A 20034-nucleotide genomic window follows, 5' to 3' on the forward strand; every position below is an offset into this window, starting at 1 on the left:
CGATATGGAAGCTACAGATAAAGTAACAGCAAAAGGAGGAGAGTTCCTGATCAGGGAAACGGCATTCCAGGATGTATTTATTCCTGAAGAATTTGATGAAGAACAAAAGATGATCGCTCAGACCTGCCGGGATTTCCTGAGCTCGGAAGTCTATCCGAACCTGGACAGGATCGATCAGCAGGAAGAAGGACTCATGCCATCGCTGATGGATAAAGCCGGAGAGCTGGGGATTCTCGGAGTTTCCATTCCCGAAGAATACGGAGGTTTTGGAAAGAATTTCAATACGTCTATGCTTGTGACAGATGTGATTGGTGCTGGTCATTCCTTCGCCGTAGCTTTATCTGCACATACAGGAATCGGCACTTTACCTATCCTGTACTATGGGAATGATGAGCAAAAAGCTAAATATATACCTAAACTGGCCACAGGGGAATGGAAGGCCGCATACTGTCTGACAGAGCCTAACTCAGGCTCGGATGCCAATTCGGGAAAAACCAAAGCTGTATTGTCCGAGGATGGTACGCATTACCTGATCACAGGACAAAAGATGTGGATCACCAATGGTGGTTTCGCCGATATCTTTATCGTTTTTGCAAAAATTGAAGAGGATAAGAACCTGACTGCATTTATTGTAGAACGTGATTTTGGTGGCATTACAATGAACCCTGAAGAACATAAAATGGGTATCAAAGGATCTTCTACGCGCCAGGTTTTTTTTAACGACTGCCCGGTACCTGTAGAAAATATGCTGTCCGACCGCCAGAATGGGTTCAAAATCGCAGTGAATATCCTAAACATCGGCAGGATTAAACTGGCAGCTGCAGCTATCGGGGCTTCCAGACAGGTGATTAATGCAGCCATCAATTATGCCAATGAGCGCATCCAGTTTGAACGCCAGATTTCCAAATATGGTGCTATACGGTACAAACTTGCTGAAATGGCTACCAAAGTTTATGCTGTAGAATCTGCAAATTACCGTGCCGGGCAAAATATTGATGATGCTTATGATGCCCTGGTTGCCGGTGGCATGGAAAACAATAAAGCTAAACTCAAATCTACAGAACAGTTTGCCGTAGAATGTGCGATACTGAAGGTCTGGGGGTCCGAAGTGCTGGATTATGTGGCTGATGAAGGGGTGCAGATCTATGGTGGGATGGGCTTCTCTGCTGAAGCACCCATGGACCGCGCTTACCGCGATGCGAGGATCAACAGGATCTTTGAAGGTACCAATGAGATCAACAGGTTGCTTACTGTGGACATGATGCTGAAAAGGGCCATGAAGGGTGAGTTAGATCTGATGACTCCTGCTACTGCGGTGGCAGGAGAGCTCATGTCGATTCCTGATTTTGGTGAGGAGGATGACACCTTGTTTGCTCCTGAAAAAAAGGTGATCAAAAACTTGAAAAAGGCAACCCTGATGGTGGCCGGAGCTGCGGTTCAGAAACTGATGATGACGCTTTCAAAAGAGCAGGAAATCCTCATGAATATTGCTGATATGGCGAGTTATGTATATGTAGCAGAGTCTGTGTTATTAAGGACAGAAAAACTGGTACACCTGAAAGGTGCAGAAACTTGTGAAGGACAGTTGAATATGATGCGGATTTACCTGGTTGAAGCTGTTGATGCACTACAGAAAGCTGGTAAAGAAGCGCTTTGGGCTTTTGCTGAAGGCGATGAGCAGCGGATGATGCTGGTAGGGCTGAAAAGATTTACGAAGATGGAACCTTTTAATGTTAAAGAGGCGCGCCAGCAGGTAGCACAACAGTTGATAGCTGCGAATAAATATTGTTTTTAACGTATCGTTTCTTTTTTGTATTTGTTAAAATTGGTTAAATATTGTGCCGTCGCCAATAAAAGACTATTTTTGTGCAATATGTTAAAAAGTAGGAATCTGTTGCTGTTTGTTTTAGCTTCATGTTTGTATGTCGCCTGTAAATCAGATCCGGCCTATAACAAGGAGCAGCAACTGCTTATCGATGATGACATTATAGTGAAAGCTTTGGAAGCGTCAGAACAAACCGGAGACTTTACTAAACATTCCAGCGGAGTGTATTATCATATCATGACAGAGGGCGAAGGACAAAATCCGGTGGGCACTGATACGCTAATGATACATTATGTAGGAAGAACTTTTCCGCGTGGTGTGTTATTTGATTCCACAGCCACAAACGTGGATTCTCTTGCAACGAGATTTGTTCTGGAAAGCGGAATCGAGGGATGGCAGAAAGCTATTCCTCTGATCAAACCTGGAGGACGTATCAGGATGCTGATCCCTTCTGCACTTGGTTATCAGAACCGGAACTTGCAGAATGTCGATACCTCGCTGGTCGCCAATACCAACCTGGATTTTGATATCCGGTTAATTAGCTTAAAACATAAAGTAGAAACAACAAAATAAATAATGCTTAAAAAGTTTTCAGGATATATCCTGGCCTTAGCTGGCCTAACCGTCATCTTTACATCGTGTAAGAAGGAATACGATTCTATACAAACTGTAGATTCTGCAAAAATTACAGATTTTATTGCTAAAAATAATATCACCGGAATGGTGCAGGATTCTGCTAAAACAGGATACTACTATCAGATTGTAACTCCGGGTACGGTAGGGGCACTTTTGAAAAATTCTGATACTATTTTGTATACCGGTAGTTTTAAAGGTATGGAAAGTGGTGTTACCTATTTTTCTACTGCCAGTTATTATAACCTGAATAATTTTGTAGGATATACAAACTCTATCAGTTATAATGGCGCATCCTACAACATCCCGGCGATCAGGGAGGTGATGTTAAAAATGAGACGTGGTGGTACGGCGAGGATTTTGCTGCCGTCATATCTGGCTTTTGGCAGAAACGGCGCTGGTGAAATTCCTTCGAATGAAAATATTGATCTGACGATTACTACTTTTCCTGATACGACACAGGCACAGCTTGATGACAGATTGATTCAGGCTTTTGTAACGAGCAAGGGTTTGAATATGACCAAAGATCCTTCAGGTATTTGGTATAGTATTTCGGCACCCGGATCTGGCGAAGTGCCTATTACGGCTGAATCTAAGATCACAGCTGCATATACAGGCAGGTTGACCGATGGAACGGTGTTTGACTCCAGTACTTCAGCCGAATTTGAATTAGAAGGAGGAGTGATTGCAGGTTGGACCAGGATTATCCCGGGTAAATTATTAAAAGGTGGTAAAATGCGGATGATTATTCCTTCCCGCCTTGCTTATGGAAAATCAGGAAGAGGATCAATTCCAGGTAATACAATCTTAGATTTTGACTTAGAGGTTCTTACTATAACAAATTAATTTTTAGCGGGCTAGCCCGCTAAAGCTTCTTTAAAAACTTTGAGAATTCTATCTCGCGCAAAAGCATGCTCAACTATAGGTTGGGGATGCTTTTCTGTTTTATACTCAGGTGCCCAGTGATAGATATACTTATTTTTAGCATCGAACTTTTTAGCCTGCAGCTCCGGATTGAATACCCTGAAGTAGGGTGCGGCATCATTTCCACATCCGCAAGCCCATTGCCATCCTCCTACATTACTCGCCATTTCATAATCCAGTAACTTCTCGGCAAAATAAGCTTCGCCCCAACGCCAGTCGATCAGCAAATGTTTGGTTAAAAAACTGCCGACAACCATCCTGACGCGATTATGCATATAACCGGTCTGGTTCAGCTGGTTCATGCCTGCATCCACAATCGGGTAGCCGGTCTTTCCATTTTTCCAGGCTTCAAATTCCTTTTCATTGTTACGCCATTTGATATTATCATACGCAGGCTTAAAAGATTTTGTCGCAACATGCGGAAAATGCCAGAGAATCATCATATAAAAATCCCTCCAGGCCAATTCTGAAAGCCATTTGAGCGCTTTCGCATCCTGTGCGGTAGCGGCAGCCTCCCTGATGCTAACAGTACCGAAGCGAAGGTGCATCCCGATACGGGTTGTGGCATCATCTCCCGGATAATCCCTTCGTTCTTCATAGGAAGCCAGCTTTCTGGCGAAATTTGCAGAAGGAAATTCCTGATCAGATTCTTTGAAACCTAAAGAGGATAAACTGGGAAAGGGCAACGCCCTGGTTTGGTATAAATTTTTCAGGTATTTCTTGACCGGATATGCCTTCAGGTAAAAATCATCCAGTTTAGCCATCCACTGGCGAAAATAGGGAGTAAACACCGTATAGGGTTTGCCGTCAGCTTTCACTACTTCATCCTTTTCAAAAATCACCTGGTCTTTATAGGTATGTAGCTGGATTTCCTCAGAGCGCAGGAATTCTGCCAGGGCATCATCCCGCTCTTTGGCATAAGGCTCATAATCATGATTGGTATATACAGTGTTAACAGTATACTCTTTCAGAACTTCAGCCCATGCCTTTTCAGGCGTGGCATGTTTAATCAGTAGGGAAGAACCTTTCTTATGTAGCTCCTTTTCGATCTCCTGCAGTTGCTGATAAATAAAGGTTACCCTCGCATCCTTCTGATCATGCAGGTCGTCCAAAATATTTTTGTCAAATATAAACAGGAGTAGTACCGGTGTTTCTCCCTTCAGCGCATGATACAGCGCAGCATTATCTTTTATCCTTAAATCTCTTCTTAACCAGCAGATGCTAACTTCTTTTTTCATGAACCGTAAATATCGGATAAAGCATCCTCAAGCTGTGTATAACTGAAAATAAATCCTGTGTCTAATAGTTTTTGTGCGGAGGTGTTGGTGCTGTTCAATACAACCGCACTCATTTCGCCGAGAATAGTTTTCATTACAAATACCGGCACGTTGAATGGCCATACCGGTCGGTGTAATGCCTTTGCAATGGCTTTTGTCAGCGTTTTATTGGTAACGGGGAAAGGAGCACAGGCGTTGTAAGTTCCCTGTATAGACTGATCTTTCAATGCATGCAGGTAAATCTGCGTCATATCACTGTGATGAATCCAGGGTATCCATTGCTTACCTGTTCCCAGAGGGGCACCAACAAAGAATTTTACAGGCACAGACATTTGAGGCAGAGCCCCGTCGTCTTTACTCAGCACTACACCCGTGCGTATCTTCACTACTCTTAATCCGGCTTGCTTGAACTGATCAGCAGCCTCTTCCCACTGGCTGCAGCATTCTGCCATAAAATCCCTGCCGGCAGGACTTTCCTCCCTCAGAATTTCATCGCCCCGGTTACCGTAAAAGCCAACTGCAGCGGCAGAAATAAAGTTTTTTACCTGGTTTGGCTCTGAAGATAAAGTATCAAATAATAACCTGGCCGACTCCACCCTGCTGTCAATAATCTCTTTTTTACGCTTATCTGTCCATTTCTCTTTCGCAATGTTTTCTCCCGCAAGGTGTATAATTGTACTCACACCCTGCAGACAGCGTTTATCTATTTCACGTTTGGTAACATCCCAGAGAAAAACCTGCACATTTCTGATCTCAGCAGGTTTGCGGCTAAGTATCGAAACCTGATATCCATTCTCTAGCAATGATTTGATGAGCTCTTTGCCGAGCATGCCTGTGGCGCCTGTAAGTAAAATATGCTGATTCATATTTTATATACCTCAATTGTCTGGTTTTGTTTTTAAAACTCTGCTTTTTATGAAAGCATTTGTTTTGGTTATGTAAATATTACCTCCTCTATTAGTTGTTAGAAGAAAAATGCTATATTTTTGATTTTTATAACGGAAAATTATTAGTAATCAGATGAAACCTGCGTAAGATTACTTCGTATATGATGTTATAAACTATCTGATGTACGCTTCATCACCGATCGGAATTAAACTCACATTCAAATGAAAGAGAAGAAAATACTTGTTTGGTTTAGAAATGATCTGCGCTTACACGACAATGAAATGTTGGTGGAGGCGATCGCCAAGTCAGACAGTATTCTGCCAGTTTATTTTTTTGATCCGGCTTATTTTGAATTTGATACCGAAGGAAATATGCTGGAAGGGAACAGCAGAGTCAAGTTTTTAATAGAATGTGTGGCTGCCCTTCGTGAATCCCTTAAAAAAATTGGCGGCAATCTTCTCGTTATAAATGGCAGTCCGGAAGAACACATGCCTGCACTTGTAGAACAATATGAGATAGCAGAAGTTTACCATCACCGGGAAGTGGCCACTAAAGAAACTACAGTTTCATCCAATGTTGAAGACCTGCTCTGGAAACTAAAAGTTAACCTGAAGCATTTTATAGGGCATACCCTTTATAATAAGGAAGATCTACCTTTTCCGATCAAAGATATTCCTGATATTTTTGCACAGTTCAAAAAGAAAACCGAACGGGATGCTATCGTGAAAGCGTGTTTTTTAAGTCCTGAAGTCATTAGCCTGGTTGAGGTGGAGGACTGGGGAGCACTGCCGGAATACCATACTGCTTCTGCAGGTCCTCTGGGGGGTGAAGAACAGGGCATCGCGCACCTGAACGAATTATTTATAGAAGGATCTGAAATTTATGCCCGCGTAAATAGCAGGGCAAATACTGATAAACCGGTTTACTCCTCCAAACTATCACCCTGGCTGGCACTGGGTTGTCTATCGCCCCGAAAAGTTTATTGGGCAGTGAAAGATGCAGAGCGCAGGTTTGGCACTAACGCCAACTTCAATCATTTGATACTTGGTTTGCTATGGCGGGATTATTTCCGTTTCATGTTTAAGAAACACACCCTTCATTACTTTACAGATATTGTGACGGAGACTGACAGTGTTGCCGGTGCGGCGCAGGATGAGCTCAATCTGCAAGCCTGGAAAGATGGCACCACTGGTCATGGACTGGTAGACAAGTACATGAATGAACTTAACGTTTCTGGATACATCTCCCACGCCGGAAGATTGGTTGTTGCTACTTTCCTTATCTATGTCCTTAAGCTAAACTGGCTGGAAGGTGCTGCTTACTTTGAACAGAAACTGATCGACTACTCTCCGGCAAGCAACTGGGGCAATTGGGCCAATGTAGCGATGGGAGGAAAAGATCCCCGCTCAAAAAATACTTTTGATCTGGACAAGCAAATCAAAATGCTGGACCTGGAAATCTATGATCCGTCATAAGGAATATTTCTCCAGAATTTTAGAATAACATTGAAGAGTTTTTTGGTATGTTAGACAAAAAATATTTTTAAAACAATTTTGTTTAATAGTTGTTAACGAAACAAGTGAAGAAATTTTCAATCAGTGATATCGAAGGCCTTATAGGTATCAAAGCGCACACGATCAGGGCTTGGGAAGCCAGGTACAATCTGGTGCCGCCAAAAAGGACAGCCACAAATATCAGATTTTACGATGAAGACGACTTAAAGCTGCTCCTGAATATCGTTACACTCAATGAAAAAGGCTATAAGATCAGCAGGATCGCCCAAATGACCAAAGAGCAGATCGCTGAAATGGTGACGCAGTTTCAGGCCGACTGGAACAATGATACTGTACAGGTGCTCCGTCTCTCAGATGCTACACTACATTATGATGAAGTTGCCTTCGCAGAAATTCTTTCAGGATGCATTGAAGAATTTGGGCTCACCAAAACGATGGACCTGGTATTATTTCCCTTTATGAAAAAGGTCGGCATGCTATGGCAAACCGGCGCTATAGACCCCTCACAGGAACACTTTGCCTCAAATTTAATCAGAGACAGGATCATTGTTGAAATTGATAAACTCGAAAAACCTGTCAGAGAAAACCCAAAAAGATTTTTATTATTCCTTCCGGAAGCCGAAATGCACGAAACCGGACTGCTTTTTGCTCGCTATCTGCTGAAAAGCTGTGGCATGGATGTACTATACCTGGGACAGGAAATCCCATATAGCGATATCAAAAAAGTAATTATTTCCTATAAGCCCGACTATGCTTTTATTGTTCTTACCTCATTGAATCTGGGAAAAGATATTAACAAGATCATCGGAAGGGTAATGGAGCATGTTGATGTTCCGCTGCTGGTTGCTGGGAGTTTAATCTCGGAATTTGATATTCTTGTCGACAATCGGCTTACACCACTGAAAAACGTTTGTGATATCACAGATTTTCTTGAAGAATTATAACCGTTTTACAAGGTAAAATCCTAATTTTGCCGTACTTATATCAATTCATAAACAATGGATAATTTATCTTATCTCAACGGCGCCAATGCCGAATACATCGATTCTATCTATCAAACTTATAAAGAGGACCCTAACGCTGTTGAATTTGGCTGGCAGAAGTTTTTTGAGGGCTTTGATTTTGGAAGGGGAGCTGAAGCCGGACAAGTTAGCGAAGTAGCGCCTGAGCAATTTTTGAAAGAAGTAAATGTGCTGAACCTAATTAATGGCTATCGTCAGCGCGGACACCTTTTTACACATACCAATCCTGTTAGGGAAAGACGCCAGCATTTACCAACGCTGGATATCGAAAACTTTGGTTTGGCAGAAGCTGATCTGGACACGCCATTTAACTCTGGTGTAGAGCTGGGTATCGGTACCGCTACACTGCGTGATATTATTGCTTTTCTTCAGAAAACCTACTGCAGGTCTATCGGTGCGGAATATAAATTTGTACGTACTCCCGAAGTACTGGGATGGATTGAAAATAAAATGGAAAGTGTGCAAAACACGCCAAATTTTTCCATTGAAGAGAAAAGAAGAATCCTTAAAAAGTTAAATGAAGCGGTAAGTTTTGAGAACTTCCTTGGTACAAAGTTCCTGGGACAGAAAAGGTTCTCACTGGAGGGTGCCGAGGCATTGATTCCCGCATTGGATTCAGTGATCGAAAAAGGCGCTGCCCTGGGTATTGAAGAATTTGTGATCGGTATGGCTCACAGGGGACGCTTAAACGTTCTTGCCAACATCATGCAAAAAACATACAAAGATATTTTTGCTGAATTTGAAGGTAAAGGCTATAGTGCTGAATCTCCTTTTGGTGGAGATGTGAAATATCACCTTGGATATTCAACAGACATCACAACCGAGGCCGGAAAGAATGTCCATTTGAGTTTATGCCCTAACCCGTCCCACCTGGAAACAGTAAATGGCGTAGTAGAGGGGATGACCCGTTCAAAAATTGATTTTAAGTATGAAGGCGATAATTCACGTATCGCTCCGATCCTGATCCATGGGGATGCCTCAGTAGCGGGTCAGGGTATTGTTTATGAAGTTATTCAGATGGCTGGCCTTGATGGTTATAAAACCGGTGGTACTATCCACCTGGTGATTAACAATCAGATTGGTTTTACCACTAACTATAAAGACGGACGTACCAGTACTTATTGTACTGATATTGCTAAAGTGACGCTTTCTCCTGTATTCCATGTGAACGGGGATGATGTAGAAGCTTTGGTATATGCCATTAACCTGGCGATGGAATACCGCCAAAAGTATAAAAATGATGTGTTCATCGATATCTTGTGTTACCGGAGATTTGGTCACAATGAGTCTGATGAGCCTAAATTTACGCAGCCTCTTCTCTACAAAACTATTGAGAAGCATGCTAACCCTAGAGACATTTATATTCAGCAGCTGGTTACTGAAGGTAAACTGGAAGCTAGTCTGGCAAAGGAAATGGAAGTTGAATTCCGTGGTATCCTTCAGGAAAGACTAAACGAAGCAAAAGAAATCACCTCTACCTATCAGGCAGTGAAATTTGCCGGTGCATGGGCAGACATGAGGATTGCTAGTGCCGAGGATTTTGTAAGCTCTCCGGATACTTCTGTAAAGAAATCTACTTTACTGGAAATCGCAAAAAGGATCAGCACCTTGCCGGCTGACAAAAAGTTCTTCAAGAAAATTGAAAAGCTTTTTGCAGACAGAAATAAAATGGCTACCTCTACGGAGATGTTCGACTGGGCAATGGGAGAGCAAATGGCTTATGCAACCTTACTTACAGAAGGAAAAAGGGTACGTTTGAGTGGACAGGATGTTGAGCGTGGTACTTTCTCTCACCGTCATGCGGTGATTACCCTTGAAGATTCCGAAGAAGAATATATCCCGCTGGCCAATCTATCGGATCAGCAGGCTCCATTTGATATTTACAATTCACACTTATCTGAGTACGGTGTACTAGGTTTTGAATATGGTTATGCCATGGCCAATCCAAATGCATTAACGATCTGGGAAGCACAGTTTGGAGATTTCTTTAATGGCGCTCAGATTGTGGTTGACCAGTATATTGCGAGTGCCGAGACCAAATGGCAGCGTGAAAATGGCCTGGTGATGTTATTGCCACATGGCTATGAAGGACAGGGACCTGAGCACTCTTCTGCAAGGATCGAGCGTTTTATGGAACTGTGTGCTGATTACAATATGCAGGTAGCTAACTGTACTACCCCGGCTAACTTCTTCCATGCCATCCGTCGTCAGTTTAAACGTGATTTCAGAAAGCCTTTAGTGGTGTTTACACCAAAAAGTTTATTGCGCCACCCGGCATGTGTATCGCCACTGGCAGACTTTACCGATGGTAAATTCAAAGAAGTTATTGATGATACCAATGTGAAAGCAAATGCTGTAAAACGCGTGCTGTTCTGCAGTGGAAAAATCTACTATGAACTGCTTGAGAAACAGCAGAAAGATAGTATCAAGGACGTAGCAATTGTGCGTGTAGAGCAATTGTACCCAACACCGCTTGCGCAAATGGAAGAGGTTTACAAAGGTTACAAAAATGCAACTGAAGCTGTCTGGGTTCAGGAAGAACCTGAAAACATGGGTGCATGGCCATACTTATTACGTAAGACCCGCAAAACAGTGTTTTCGGATATCGACGTGATCTCAAGAAAAGAAAGCAGCAGTACCGCTACTGGTTTTGCAAAACAACATGCAGATCAGCAGGCATTCATTCTGGCCAAGGCATTTGAAATGAAGATTACCGAAGCTGATAAGAAAATTGCTAAAAAATCAGTGAATAAAGTATTTAACGTAGATTAGAAAATATAATACATCAATTATGAGTCTAGAAATAAAAGTTCCGCCAGTAGGGGAGTCGATTACCGAAGTTGTGTTGTCCCGCTGGGTGAAAAATGATGGTGAGGCAGTGGAAATGGATGAAGTAATAGCCGAATTAGAATCTGATAAAGCAACTTTTGAGTTAACTGCTGAACAAGCCGGAACTTTGAAAATAGTGGCTGCCGAAGGCGATACACTGGCCATCGGAGCTGTAGTTTGTAGTATTGAAGATGGTGGCGCTGCCCCTAAAGCAGCTGCTCCGGCACCGGCTGAAGAAAAGGTTGCTGTAGCTGCCGATAAACAGGCTGCTGCACCTGTAGCAGAGAAATCTGGTAGCAGCTACGCTGCAGGAACACCTTCACCTGCCGCAGGAAAGATACTTGCTGAAAAAGGTGTTGATGCTGCCTCGGTAAATGGTTCTGGTGTTGACGGAAGGATTACTAAGGAAGATGCACTTAAAGCTGCTAAGCCTGCTGCTGCAGCTGCACCTGCTGCTAAACCTGCCGCTGTTTCAGCTCCTGCTGTTGCCGGATCGAGAAACGAACGCAGAGAGAAAATGACGCCACTGCGTAAAACTGTAGCCAAACGTTTGGTGGCCGTGAAAAATGAGACAGCAATGTTGACTACGTTTAACGAAGTAAACATGAAGCCGATCATGGACCTGCGTGGAAAATATAAAGATCAGTTCAAAGAAAAATATGGTGTTGGATTAGGTTTCATGAGCTTCTTCTCAAAAGCAGTTTGTGAGGCTATGAAAGATTTCCCTGCTGTAAATGCACGTATTGATGGTGATGCAGTGATTTTTAACGACTTCGTTGATATCTCTATCGCCGTTTCTGCACCTAAGGGTCTGGTTGTACCGATCATCAGAAACGCAGAAAGCATGAGCCTTGCTCAAATTGAGAAATCTGTGATTGAACTGGCAACTAAAGCGCGCGACAGCAAGTTGACGATTGAAGAAATGACTGGCGGAACATTCACTATCACCAACGGGGGTGTGTTTGGTTCAATGATGTCTACTCCTATTATCAATGCGCCACAGTCTGCAATTTTAGGAATGCACAACATTATTGAACGCCCTATCGCTGAAAAAGGTGAGGTGGTTGTACGTCCTATGATGTACCTGGCTTTATCTTATGATCACCGTATCATCGATGGCAGGGAGTCTGTTGGCTTCCTGGTAAGAGTTAAACAATTACTGGAAGATCCTGCACGTTTGCTGCTTGGTGTTTAAAATAACTATACTGAAAGTCCGTATTACCAAAGGTAGTACGGACTTTTTTTATGCGCTTTAATGTAGGTTAATCTTATTTTAATCCAATAGCCATCCCGGGGTCAAATATCCTGCTAAAGGTTGTTTTGATGCTAATTTGATTAATTTTGCCCGGTGAAAAATTGCTGCTTACTCGTCCTTTTACTTGCTTTTTGTACCATATCAACCCAGGCCCAGGATTATTCTACAGATACTCCTGATGACCTTGGCAAAAGTATCTTCGGAAACGAAGTGAAGAGAAATTTCTCCCGGAAAGGGGATTTCTACTTTCATTGGGGATATAACCATTCCTGGTATGGTAAAAGTGATATCAGGTTCCAGGGACCAGGATATGATTTCACCCTGAAAGATGTGGTGGCTCATGACAGGCAAAGTAAGCTCAGCTGGGATTATCTCAATCCGGGTCTGATCAGTGTTCCTCAGTACAATATCCGCTTCGGCTACTTTTTCGCAGACAACTGGAGTGTTTCTTTTGCCTGGGATCATATGAAGTATGTAGTGGACATCCCACAGACTGTTGCGATTACGGGTACTATTGAACCAAATATTTCTTCGCCGGCGGTTCCTACAGGAGCATTGGCAGGAACATACAATGGGCAAATGATAACGCTTACTCCTGAAGTGCTTACCTATGAGCATACTGATGGCTTCAACTATGCGAATATAGAACTGGAGCGTCACGATGACATCTGGGTTGCCCCTTCGAGAGAAACCTCACTTACCCTTGAAACCGGTGCTGGCGGTGGGATGATGGTGCCACGTTCTGATGTACGACTTTTCGGTCAGGGAAGGAACAACCACTGGAATGTTTCAGGTTACGGTTTCTCTGTCAAAGCAGGCCTCAAATTCTATATCAGTAAATTCCTGTATCTGCAGAACACGACAAAACTCGGTGCTACAAATCTGAAGAATGTACATACAACGGGGCATGATGATCTGGATAAGGCCAGTCAGAAGATCAGATATACTGAAAATCTGTGGGCACTTGGTTACCAGTTTTAGTTCCTGGTAACACTTCCCGATCCTATAATTGTCTTTTTTACTGTAGCATCACCGCTGTAGATCACGCTTCCTGAACCGCTGATCACTGCTTCTAGGTTTTGCGTGGCTTTAACATAAACATCTGCTGAGCCACTGATCTGCACAGAAACCTTGGCTGAGGCAAAGCCTTTTCCTTTGAAGCTTCCTGATCCGCTGATGGTAAGGTTTGCATCATCAGATTTACCAGACAGATTGATATTACCAGAGCCGCTGAGTACGCCGGTGTATGATTTTACATTGGCAGTAGCTTTGATACTTCCTGATCCGCTCAGCGTACAAACAAGATCAGCACCTGTAAGGGTGTTCGTTACTTCCAGATTTCCGGAACCGCTCATCGTTAATGAAGAAAGCTTTTTGGCGTTGATGTAAACAGTGATTTCCGGTTTGCGGTATCTGCGGGACCAATCGCTCCATTTGGTTTTTGGTTTGATGGTCAGCACGCCACTCAGCACTTCCGTCGTCAGTTCGGCAATGGCCTCCTGATCGCCCTCAAAACGTATGGATTCAGTACTTCCCAAAGTTACTTTGATATCCAGGGGGCCTCCGGCGGCGATGCCTTTAAAGTTACTTACTGTTCTTTCCTGCGGAGCAGGTTTGTTGCTTGCAGCACGGGCACTATAACTGAATACCAGGCAAGCCAGGAGTAAAATTGTAGTTAGTCTTTTCATCGTTAGTTTTAGGTTTAGTTGGGTTATGTACAGATAAGACGGTGGTTAGCCGCAATCGTTGCATATCAAATGATATTATTTTGTTTTGGTCAGGATATAAAAATCAGGATCTACTTTGAAGCTCGCATCAGTTACACCATCTACACTGATTTCTTTCCACTGCTGTGAAGGGTAGATGAGTGTAAATACATCTGGCTTTAATGAAACTTTTACAGGCATATCAAAGCCTTCTACTACATTGTCCCAGCGATACGAAAGCTTGTTTCCGGTAATCTGATAAGTCAGTACAGGAATCTTAATCGTTCTGAGGTACTGATCAAAAACCTTGTTCAATTTAAGCCCGCTTTTTTCGGAGATATAATTTTCTATCTGGGCTGTCGTAACTGTCTGATGATAAAATTGCTGGTTTAAGCCGCGTAAGATGGACCTGAATTTCTCATCATTGCCAATCAGCTGTCTGATCGTATGGATCATATTTGCGCCTTTAGGATACATATCTCCTGAGCCCTCTTTGTTCACATCATAAGAAGATATGACAGGAATATCATTGCGGATAATTTTCCTGATCCCCTGCACATATTCAGATGATGCTTTCTTACCATAATAGCTTTCCAGGAACAAAGGCTCTGAGTAGTTGGTGAAACTTTCATGTATCCACATATCAGCAACATCTTTATTGGTGATATTATTTCCGAACCACTCATGACCACTTTCATGTACGGTGATGAAGTCGAACTTTAGACCCCATCCACTGCCCGAAAGGTCTTTGCCCAGGTAGCCCTGCTTGAACTGATTTCCATAAGCTACAGCGCTCTGGTGTTCCATACCCAGATGCGGAGCCTGTACCAGCTTGTATCCATCTTCATAAAACGGGTAAGGGCCAAACCAGTGTTCAAAAGATTTGAGCATGCGTTTCACATCGGCATCCCAGTGCGGTTTTGCGAGGAGGCTATCTTGTTTGAGCGACCAGTAGTCGATGCTCAGGTTTCCTTTTTCTCCCTGGTACTGATCTGTCCAGTGTGCGTAGTCGCCAATGTAAAAAGTAACATCGTAATTGTTGATAGGATTGGCCACAAACCAGTTATACTGCTGATAACCGTCAGGCTTGTCTTTGATACTTCTCAGGCGCCCATTGGAGATCTCTTTTAATTCTTTAGGCACACTGATACTGATCATCATACTGTCTACCTCATCACTCAGGTGGTCCTTATTTGGCCACCATGAACTTGCTCCCAATCCTTCACAGGCAACGGAAGCCCATGGTTTACCGTTTTTATCTTTTGTAAAGATAAATCCACCATCCCAGGGTGCCTTCACGGCAATAATAGGCTTTCCTGAGTAATAAACCTTAAAGCTATCTTTTTTACCCTTTTTAATGGTAGCCGGGAACGTAACAAAGACGGCGTTAAATTCTCTGGTGTATGCCAGTTTTTTGCCTTTGTACTCAATCTTATCGACCTGCAGATTGCTGAAAAGGTCGAACTGAAGTTTTGTAAAGTCTGATACTGCAGTAAAATTAAAGGTATTACTGCCATCAATGCTGTGCTGATCTAAATCAATTTTCACATCAAGATGGTAATAGTTGATATCGTAACAACTGCGTAATGGACTGAGCTGTCCTCGTAAACTATCGGCACGGCTGAATGTATCTTTAGGCTGTAGTAATTGTGCCTGAGTGCTTAACATAGTGATGCAAAGCAGTGTAATGCTGTAAAATATTCTTTTCATCAAAGGGGGTAATTGATCTTAAAGGTTAAATATAAGGCTTGCATTTCTTTTTTATCGTAAGCTGATAAGATTTATATTTCATTTACCTTTATCGCGATAAATACTATATGCATGATGTCGCCTGATCAACAGCTTACAGGGAAGCCCCTGACAGCACAACATACCCAATGGTTATACCTCTTTATCGGTATTGCTGTTCTCGTCAATTTTACTGGTTTGTTCGTTCCGGTGATGGGACCGGACGGTGCTTTATACGGATCAATAGCTAAAAATATAGCACAACATAATAATTTTGCAGATTTGTATGTACAGGGGAAAGACTGGCTGGATAAGCCGCATTTTCCTTTTTGGGTCACGGCCGTTTTCTTCCAGGTCTTCGGAGTAGCTGCGTGGTCATATAAATTGCCGGGAATACTTTTTATGCTGCTCGGGGCATTTTATACCTATAGATTTGCGAAAGACCTGTATGGTAAACAAGTGGGACTCTGGGCAGCGCTGATTTTACTCACCGCCCAGCATATCCTCATCTGTACCATGGATGTACGTGCCGAGCCTTACCTGACGGGCCTGATCATTGGAAGTGTGTATCACTTCTATAAATCACTGGGAAAAAAATGGTTTCTCCACCTGGTAATGGCCTCTTTGTTTGCTGCCTGTGCAGTGATGACCAAGGGTATCTTTGCCCTGATTCCTATTGCCGGTGCCATCGGCGGTGATCTGCTGATCAGGAAGGACTGGAAGATGGTCTTCAACTTCCGCTGGCTGCTGGCTGCAATTCTGGTGCTCATTTTTATTCTGCCGGAGTTATATACACTCTATACACAATTTGATCTTCATCCTGAAAAGGTGGTGTTTGGGCACCAGAATAATTCGGGGCTCAGGTTTTTCTTTTGGGACAGTCAGTTTGGCCGTTTCTTTAATAATGGCCCCATCGTAAAATCCAAGGGCGACCCTACATTTTTCCTGCATACTATTCTCTGGGCATTTCTGCCCTGGTGCCTCCTGTTTTATACGGCACTGTACCAGTATTTCCGTAAACATGTCAGACAGCCAAAGCTTGCAGAGTGGTTCTGCGTTTCGGGTTCGCTGCTTACCTTACTGATATTCTCGGTCTCCAAGTTTCAGTTGCCATTTTATATCGTGATTGTATTTCCTTTCTTTTCGATTTTATGTGCACAATACCTGGTAAACCTGAAAATTGAAAGTTCAATAAAAGCTATCCGCATTACGCAGCTGATCGTCTGCAGTCTGATGGTATTGCTGGTCATTCTGTTACATTATTTCTTCCAGCCGGAAAATATTCCGCTGCTATGCTGGCTATTGCTGATCCTGGCTGTACTTTTATTTGTAGTGGTTAGCAAGACGGCTGCGAATGGCAGGTTCAGGATCTTTTTCCAGTGCTGCACAGTGGTCTTCTTCGTGAATATCTATTTCAACCTGGCTTATTACCCGGCGTTATTGAAGTACCAGGCCGACAGCGAAGCGGCTTTCTGGGTCAATGCCAATAACCCTGAACATCTACCCGTCGTCCAAACGCGCATCGGCTTTGGCTACGGACTGGATTTCTATTCGGATGCTCCCTTGTATTTCCTCCATCCGGGAGAGGAAAAGCTGTTGCCGCCAAAGCCTTATATCCTATATGGGGAGAAGGAATTTATTGATCAGTATGTTCCGGGAGGGGCGGCACTAAAGCCCCTGAAAACCTTTGATAATTACCGCATCAGCAGGCTCAAAGCAAAGTTTATCAACCATGCCACGAGAAAAGAAACCCTGTCTAAAACTGAATTTGTACTGATCCGATAACAGAATTGCAATAAACCTTTTTTGATGCTTTATTTGTTGGACGGTTTATTAACTTTGCTCAACAAAATTTTTCATATATGCAATACGACGTCGTTATTATTGGTTCTGGTCCTGGTGGTTATGTAAGCGCAATCAGATGTGCTCAATTAGGCTTAAAAACAGCGGTTATAGAAAAGTATAAAACTTTCGGAGGTACCTGCCTTAACGTAGGTTGTATCCCTTCAAAGGCATTGCTTGATTCTTCGGAACACTATCACAATGCTGCGCACACTTTCACTACTCACGGTATCGAGCTGAAAAACCTGAGCGTAAATATGCCACAGATGATTGCCCGTAAAAATGATGTGGTTGCTCAAAATACTGCAGGTATCACTTACCTGTTTAAAAAGAATAAAATTGACAGTTTCGAAGGGGTGGGATCTTTTGTGGATAAAAACACAATCAAGATCACTAAAACTGACGGAACTACTGAAAATATCACTGCAAAAAATGTGGTTATTGCTACAGGTTCAAAACCAACAGCACTGCCATTTTTGCCAATCGACAAAAAACGTATCATCACTTCTACTGAAGCGCTGAATATTACTGAAGTGCCAAAAACAATGGTTGTTATTGGTGGTGGTGTAATCGGTCTTGAGCTTGGATCAGTATATGCACGTTTGGGTACCAAAGTATCTGTAGTTGAATATTTACCTTCCCTGATTGCTACAATGGATGCTGGACTGGGCAAGGAACTGCAGCGTGTACTGAAAAAATCACTGGGTATGGAGTTCTTCATGGGACACAAAGTTACCGGTGCTGCTACCAAAGGTAAAACGGTTACTGTTTCTGCACAAAATGCCAAAGGCGAAGATGTGAAACTGGAAGCTGATTACTGCATTGTGGCTGTAGGTCGTACGGCATACACTGCTGGATTAGATCTGGAGGCTATCGGTATCAAAACTGAAGAGCGTGGTAATAAGATCCCTGTAAATGCACATCTTGAAACGTCTGTTCCGGGAGTATTTGCAATTGGTGATGTGATCACTGGTGCTATGCTTGCTCACAAAGCAGAAGATGAAGGGGTATATGTTGCGGAGTACATCGCAGGACAAAAACCACATATCAATTATAACCTGATTCCTGGAGTAGTGTATACCTGGCCTGAGGTAGCTTCGGTAGGTGCTACTGAAGAACAGTTAAAAGAAAAAGGAACTAAATACAAATCAGGATCTTTCCCTTTCAAAGCAAGTGGACGTGCCAAAGCAAGTATGGATACTGATGGTTTTGTGAAGGTACTGGCGGATGAGACTACGGACGAGATTTTGGGAATCCATATCATCGGACCACGTGCTGCTGATATGATTGCTGAAGCTGTTGTTGCTATGGAATACCGCGCTTCTGCTGAGGATATCGCAAGAATCTGTCATGCACACCCAACTTATACTGAGGCTTTAAAAGAAGCAGCAATGGCGGCTACTGCTAACAGGGCAATTCATATTTAATCTGTTGCATATCGCTTAAAGGAGTTTTTCCTGGCTTCGCTAAAAAAAGCATCATACTATATTCCGTCTGCATTAATTTGCTCCGCAAAAGAACGCTAGGACGTCATATAGTATGATGCTTTTTTTTTAGATGATCCTGTAGCGCGGTGGCATAGAAGACCCTTTAAAAAAAATAAAAGGTATACAGTAGGCGGCCTAGCGTTCTTTTGCGCAGCAAATTAATGCAGCCGTCCTACTATATACCTTTATTTTTTAAACACTGAAACCCTAAGCTAAATGTCTTATTCCGGTATCGGCTCCTGAATCCCCGTATCAGGATAAAGTTGTGCAAGGACTTTAGCCCCAAGCTTGATCAGCCTCAGATGTTCATCAATATGACCATGCTGCACTTCTGCATTGATGTATGGAATCTTATTCTGCATGGCATAGATCGAAAGTGAACCGTCATCTACAGCACCCTGCGACTGTAAAACGACATTAACGTTCTCCTTTTTAAGCAAATTAAAAATAGCTACTTCCGTAACCAGCAGCATATCATCATTATCCATCTGAAAGTTGATATGTACGGAATCGGCTGTGCTTTCCAGGTCATAGCCCTTTAAATAGCTGCTGATCCCAAATCCGCCATCGGCATTATTATGCAGTGTAAAGATATATCCTGCTTTCTTTGGGTTATAAGTATTAAGGATTGTTTTTCCGGCCTTTTCAAGCTCCTGAATCACATTATCATCCCAGATCCCATATTTCTGCAAACCTGCTTTGATACCCTTCAGTGTATAGATGCTGTTCGGGTCAGTCTGGTATTCTTCCTCATCATAGATGAATTTGTAATTCCTTACACCTCCGTACTGGCAGTCGACAATAGTTCCGCCATTATCATTGATGTAACGAAAGGCGGCCTTTACGCCAGTATCCTCATCATCATGTATAGCCAGGAAGTGAATATTCTGGTCACTGTATTTGTAATTTACAAGGTTGATATCAAGATCGCCCAAGGTGATATATGCACTATCGGTAGTCATACCTTCAAAAACCGGGGGATGCTGCGCTTTGGAGCTGAGAGCGAGGCAGCATAAAATTACTAAAGTTAAATATCTCAATGTCATATCACAAAAAGGATTTTTGAATATATGCAAAAAAGGAACCACAATTGCGGTTCCTTTT

General features: G+C 42.8%; 15 protein-coding genes. 10 read left to right on the top strand and 5 right to left on the bottom strand.

Annotated features, from left to right (window positions below; translation table 11 throughout):
- Positions 1-4: 4 nt before the first annotated feature.
- From OQY15_RS19500 to OQY15_RS19510, 3 genes are all read left to right on the top strand, one after another.
- The gene (locus OQY15_RS19500; protein ID WP_265793602.1) at positions 5-1795 is read left to right on the top strand and encodes an acyl-CoA dehydrogenase family protein; all 1791 of its coding nucleotides are present in this window, start codon (positions 5-7) and stop codon (positions 1793-1795) included.
- A 78-nt stretch (positions 1796-1873) separates the two neighbouring features.
- Positions 1874-2398 (top strand): FKBP-type peptidyl-prolyl cis-trans isomerase, encoded by a 525-nt coding sequence (locus tag OQY15_RS19505; RefSeq protein ID WP_265793603.1) that lies wholly within the window; start codon positions 1874-1876, stop codon positions 2396-2398.
- Between the two features lie 3 nt (positions 2399-2401).
- Positions 2402-3304, top strand: a complete 903-nt coding sequence (locus OQY15_RS19510) for an FKBP-type peptidyl-prolyl cis-trans isomerase (RefSeq protein ID WP_265793604.1) — start codon at positions 2402-2404, stop codon at positions 3302-3304.
- 11 nt (positions 3305-3315) lie between these two features.
- Here OQY15_RS19510 and OQY15_RS19515 read toward each other — a convergent pair whose 3' ends face one another.
- Both OQY15_RS19515 and OQY15_RS19520 read right to left on the bottom strand, forming a co-directional pair.
- The gene (locus tag OQY15_RS19515) at positions 3316-4620 is read right to left on the bottom strand and encodes a deoxyribodipyrimidine photo-lyase (RefSeq protein ID WP_265793605.1); all 1305 of its coding nucleotides are present in this window, start codon (positions 4618-4620) and stop codon (positions 3316-3318) included.
- Positions 4617-5525, bottom strand: coding sequence for a TIGR01777 family oxidoreductase (locus OQY15_RS19520; protein WP_265793606.1), 909 nt, complete (start codon positions 5523-5525; stop codon positions 4617-4619). The genes OQY15_RS19515 and OQY15_RS19520 overlap by 4 nt, the downstream gene beginning before the upstream one ends.
- 243 nt (positions 5526-5768) lie before the next feature.
- Here OQY15_RS19520 and OQY15_RS19525 point away from each other — a divergent pair, with 243 nt between their 5' ends.
- From OQY15_RS19525 to OQY15_RS19545, 5 genes are all read left to right on the top strand, one after another.
- Positions 5769-7022 carry a DASH family cryptochrome gene (locus OQY15_RS19525; protein ID WP_265793607.1) on the top strand — a complete coding sequence of 418 codons (1254 nt, stop codon included), beginning with the start codon at positions 5769-5771 and terminating at the stop codon, positions 7020-7022.
- 104 nt (positions 7023-7126) lie between these two features.
- Positions 7127-8005: a MerR family transcriptional regulator gene (locus OQY15_RS19530; protein WP_265793608.1), complete on the top strand. Its 879-nt coding sequence runs from the start codon at positions 7127-7129 to the stop codon at positions 8003-8005.
- A gap of 54 nt (positions 8006-8059) precedes the next feature.
- Entirely contained in the window at positions 8060-10855 is a 2796-nt protein-coding gene (locus OQY15_RS19535) for a 2-oxoglutarate dehydrogenase E1 component (protein ID WP_265793609.1), read from the top strand.
- 19 nt (positions 10856-10874) lie between these two features.
- A complete protein-coding gene (odhB, locus tag OQY15_RS19540) occupies positions 10875-12107 on the top strand; it encodes a 2-oxoglutarate dehydrogenase complex dihydrolipoyllysine-residue succinyltransferase (RefSeq protein ID WP_265793610.1) in 1233 nt (410 codons plus the stop codon).
- Between the two features lie 153 nt (positions 12108-12260).
- Complete coding sequence (locus tag OQY15_RS19545) at positions 12261-13148, top strand: hypothetical protein (protein WP_265793611.1); 888 nt, start codon at positions 12261-12263, stop codon at positions 13146-13148.
- On the opposite strand, the gene OQY15_RS19550 is transcribed toward OQY15_RS19545, so the two are convergent.
- Both OQY15_RS19550 and OQY15_RS19555 read right to left on the bottom strand, forming a co-directional pair.
- Entirely contained in the window at positions 13145-13855 is a 711-nt protein-coding gene (locus tag OQY15_RS19550; protein WP_265793612.1) for a head GIN domain-containing protein, read from the bottom strand. The two genes, OQY15_RS19545 and OQY15_RS19550, sit on opposite strands and share 4 nt — an antisense overlap.
- Before the next feature lie 75 nt (positions 13856-13930).
- A complete protein-coding gene (locus tag OQY15_RS19555) occupies positions 13931-15583 on the bottom strand; it encodes a M1 family metallopeptidase (RefSeq protein ID WP_265793613.1) in 1653 nt (550 codons plus the stop codon).
- A gap of 111 nt (positions 15584-15694) precedes the next feature.
- Between OQY15_RS19555 and OQY15_RS19560 the strand changes: the two genes are divergently transcribed.
- Both OQY15_RS19560 and lpdA read left to right on the top strand, forming a co-directional pair.
- A complete protein-coding gene (locus tag OQY15_RS19560; protein ID WP_265793614.1) occupies positions 15695-17386 on the top strand; it encodes a glycosyltransferase family 39 protein in 1692 nt (563 codons plus the stop codon).
- Between the two features lie 77 nt (positions 17387-17463).
- Positions 17464-18870 (top strand): dihydrolipoyl dehydrogenase, encoded by a 1407-nt coding sequence (gene lpdA, locus OQY15_RS19565; RefSeq protein WP_265793615.1) that lies wholly within the window; start codon positions 17464-17466, stop codon positions 18868-18870.
- Between the two features lie 281 nt (positions 18871-19151).
- On the opposite strand, the gene OQY15_RS19570 is transcribed toward lpdA, so the two are convergent.
- Complete coding sequence (locus OQY15_RS19570) at positions 19152-19976, bottom strand: hypothetical protein (protein WP_265793616.1); 825 nt, start codon at positions 19974-19976, stop codon at positions 19152-19154.
- Between the last annotated feature and the right edge of the window lie 58 nt (positions 19977-20034).

Source organism: Pedobacter sp. MC2016-15 (assembly GCF_026239695.1).
GTDB lineage: Bacteria > Bacteroidota > Bacteroidia > Sphingobacteriales > Sphingobacteriaceae > Pedobacter.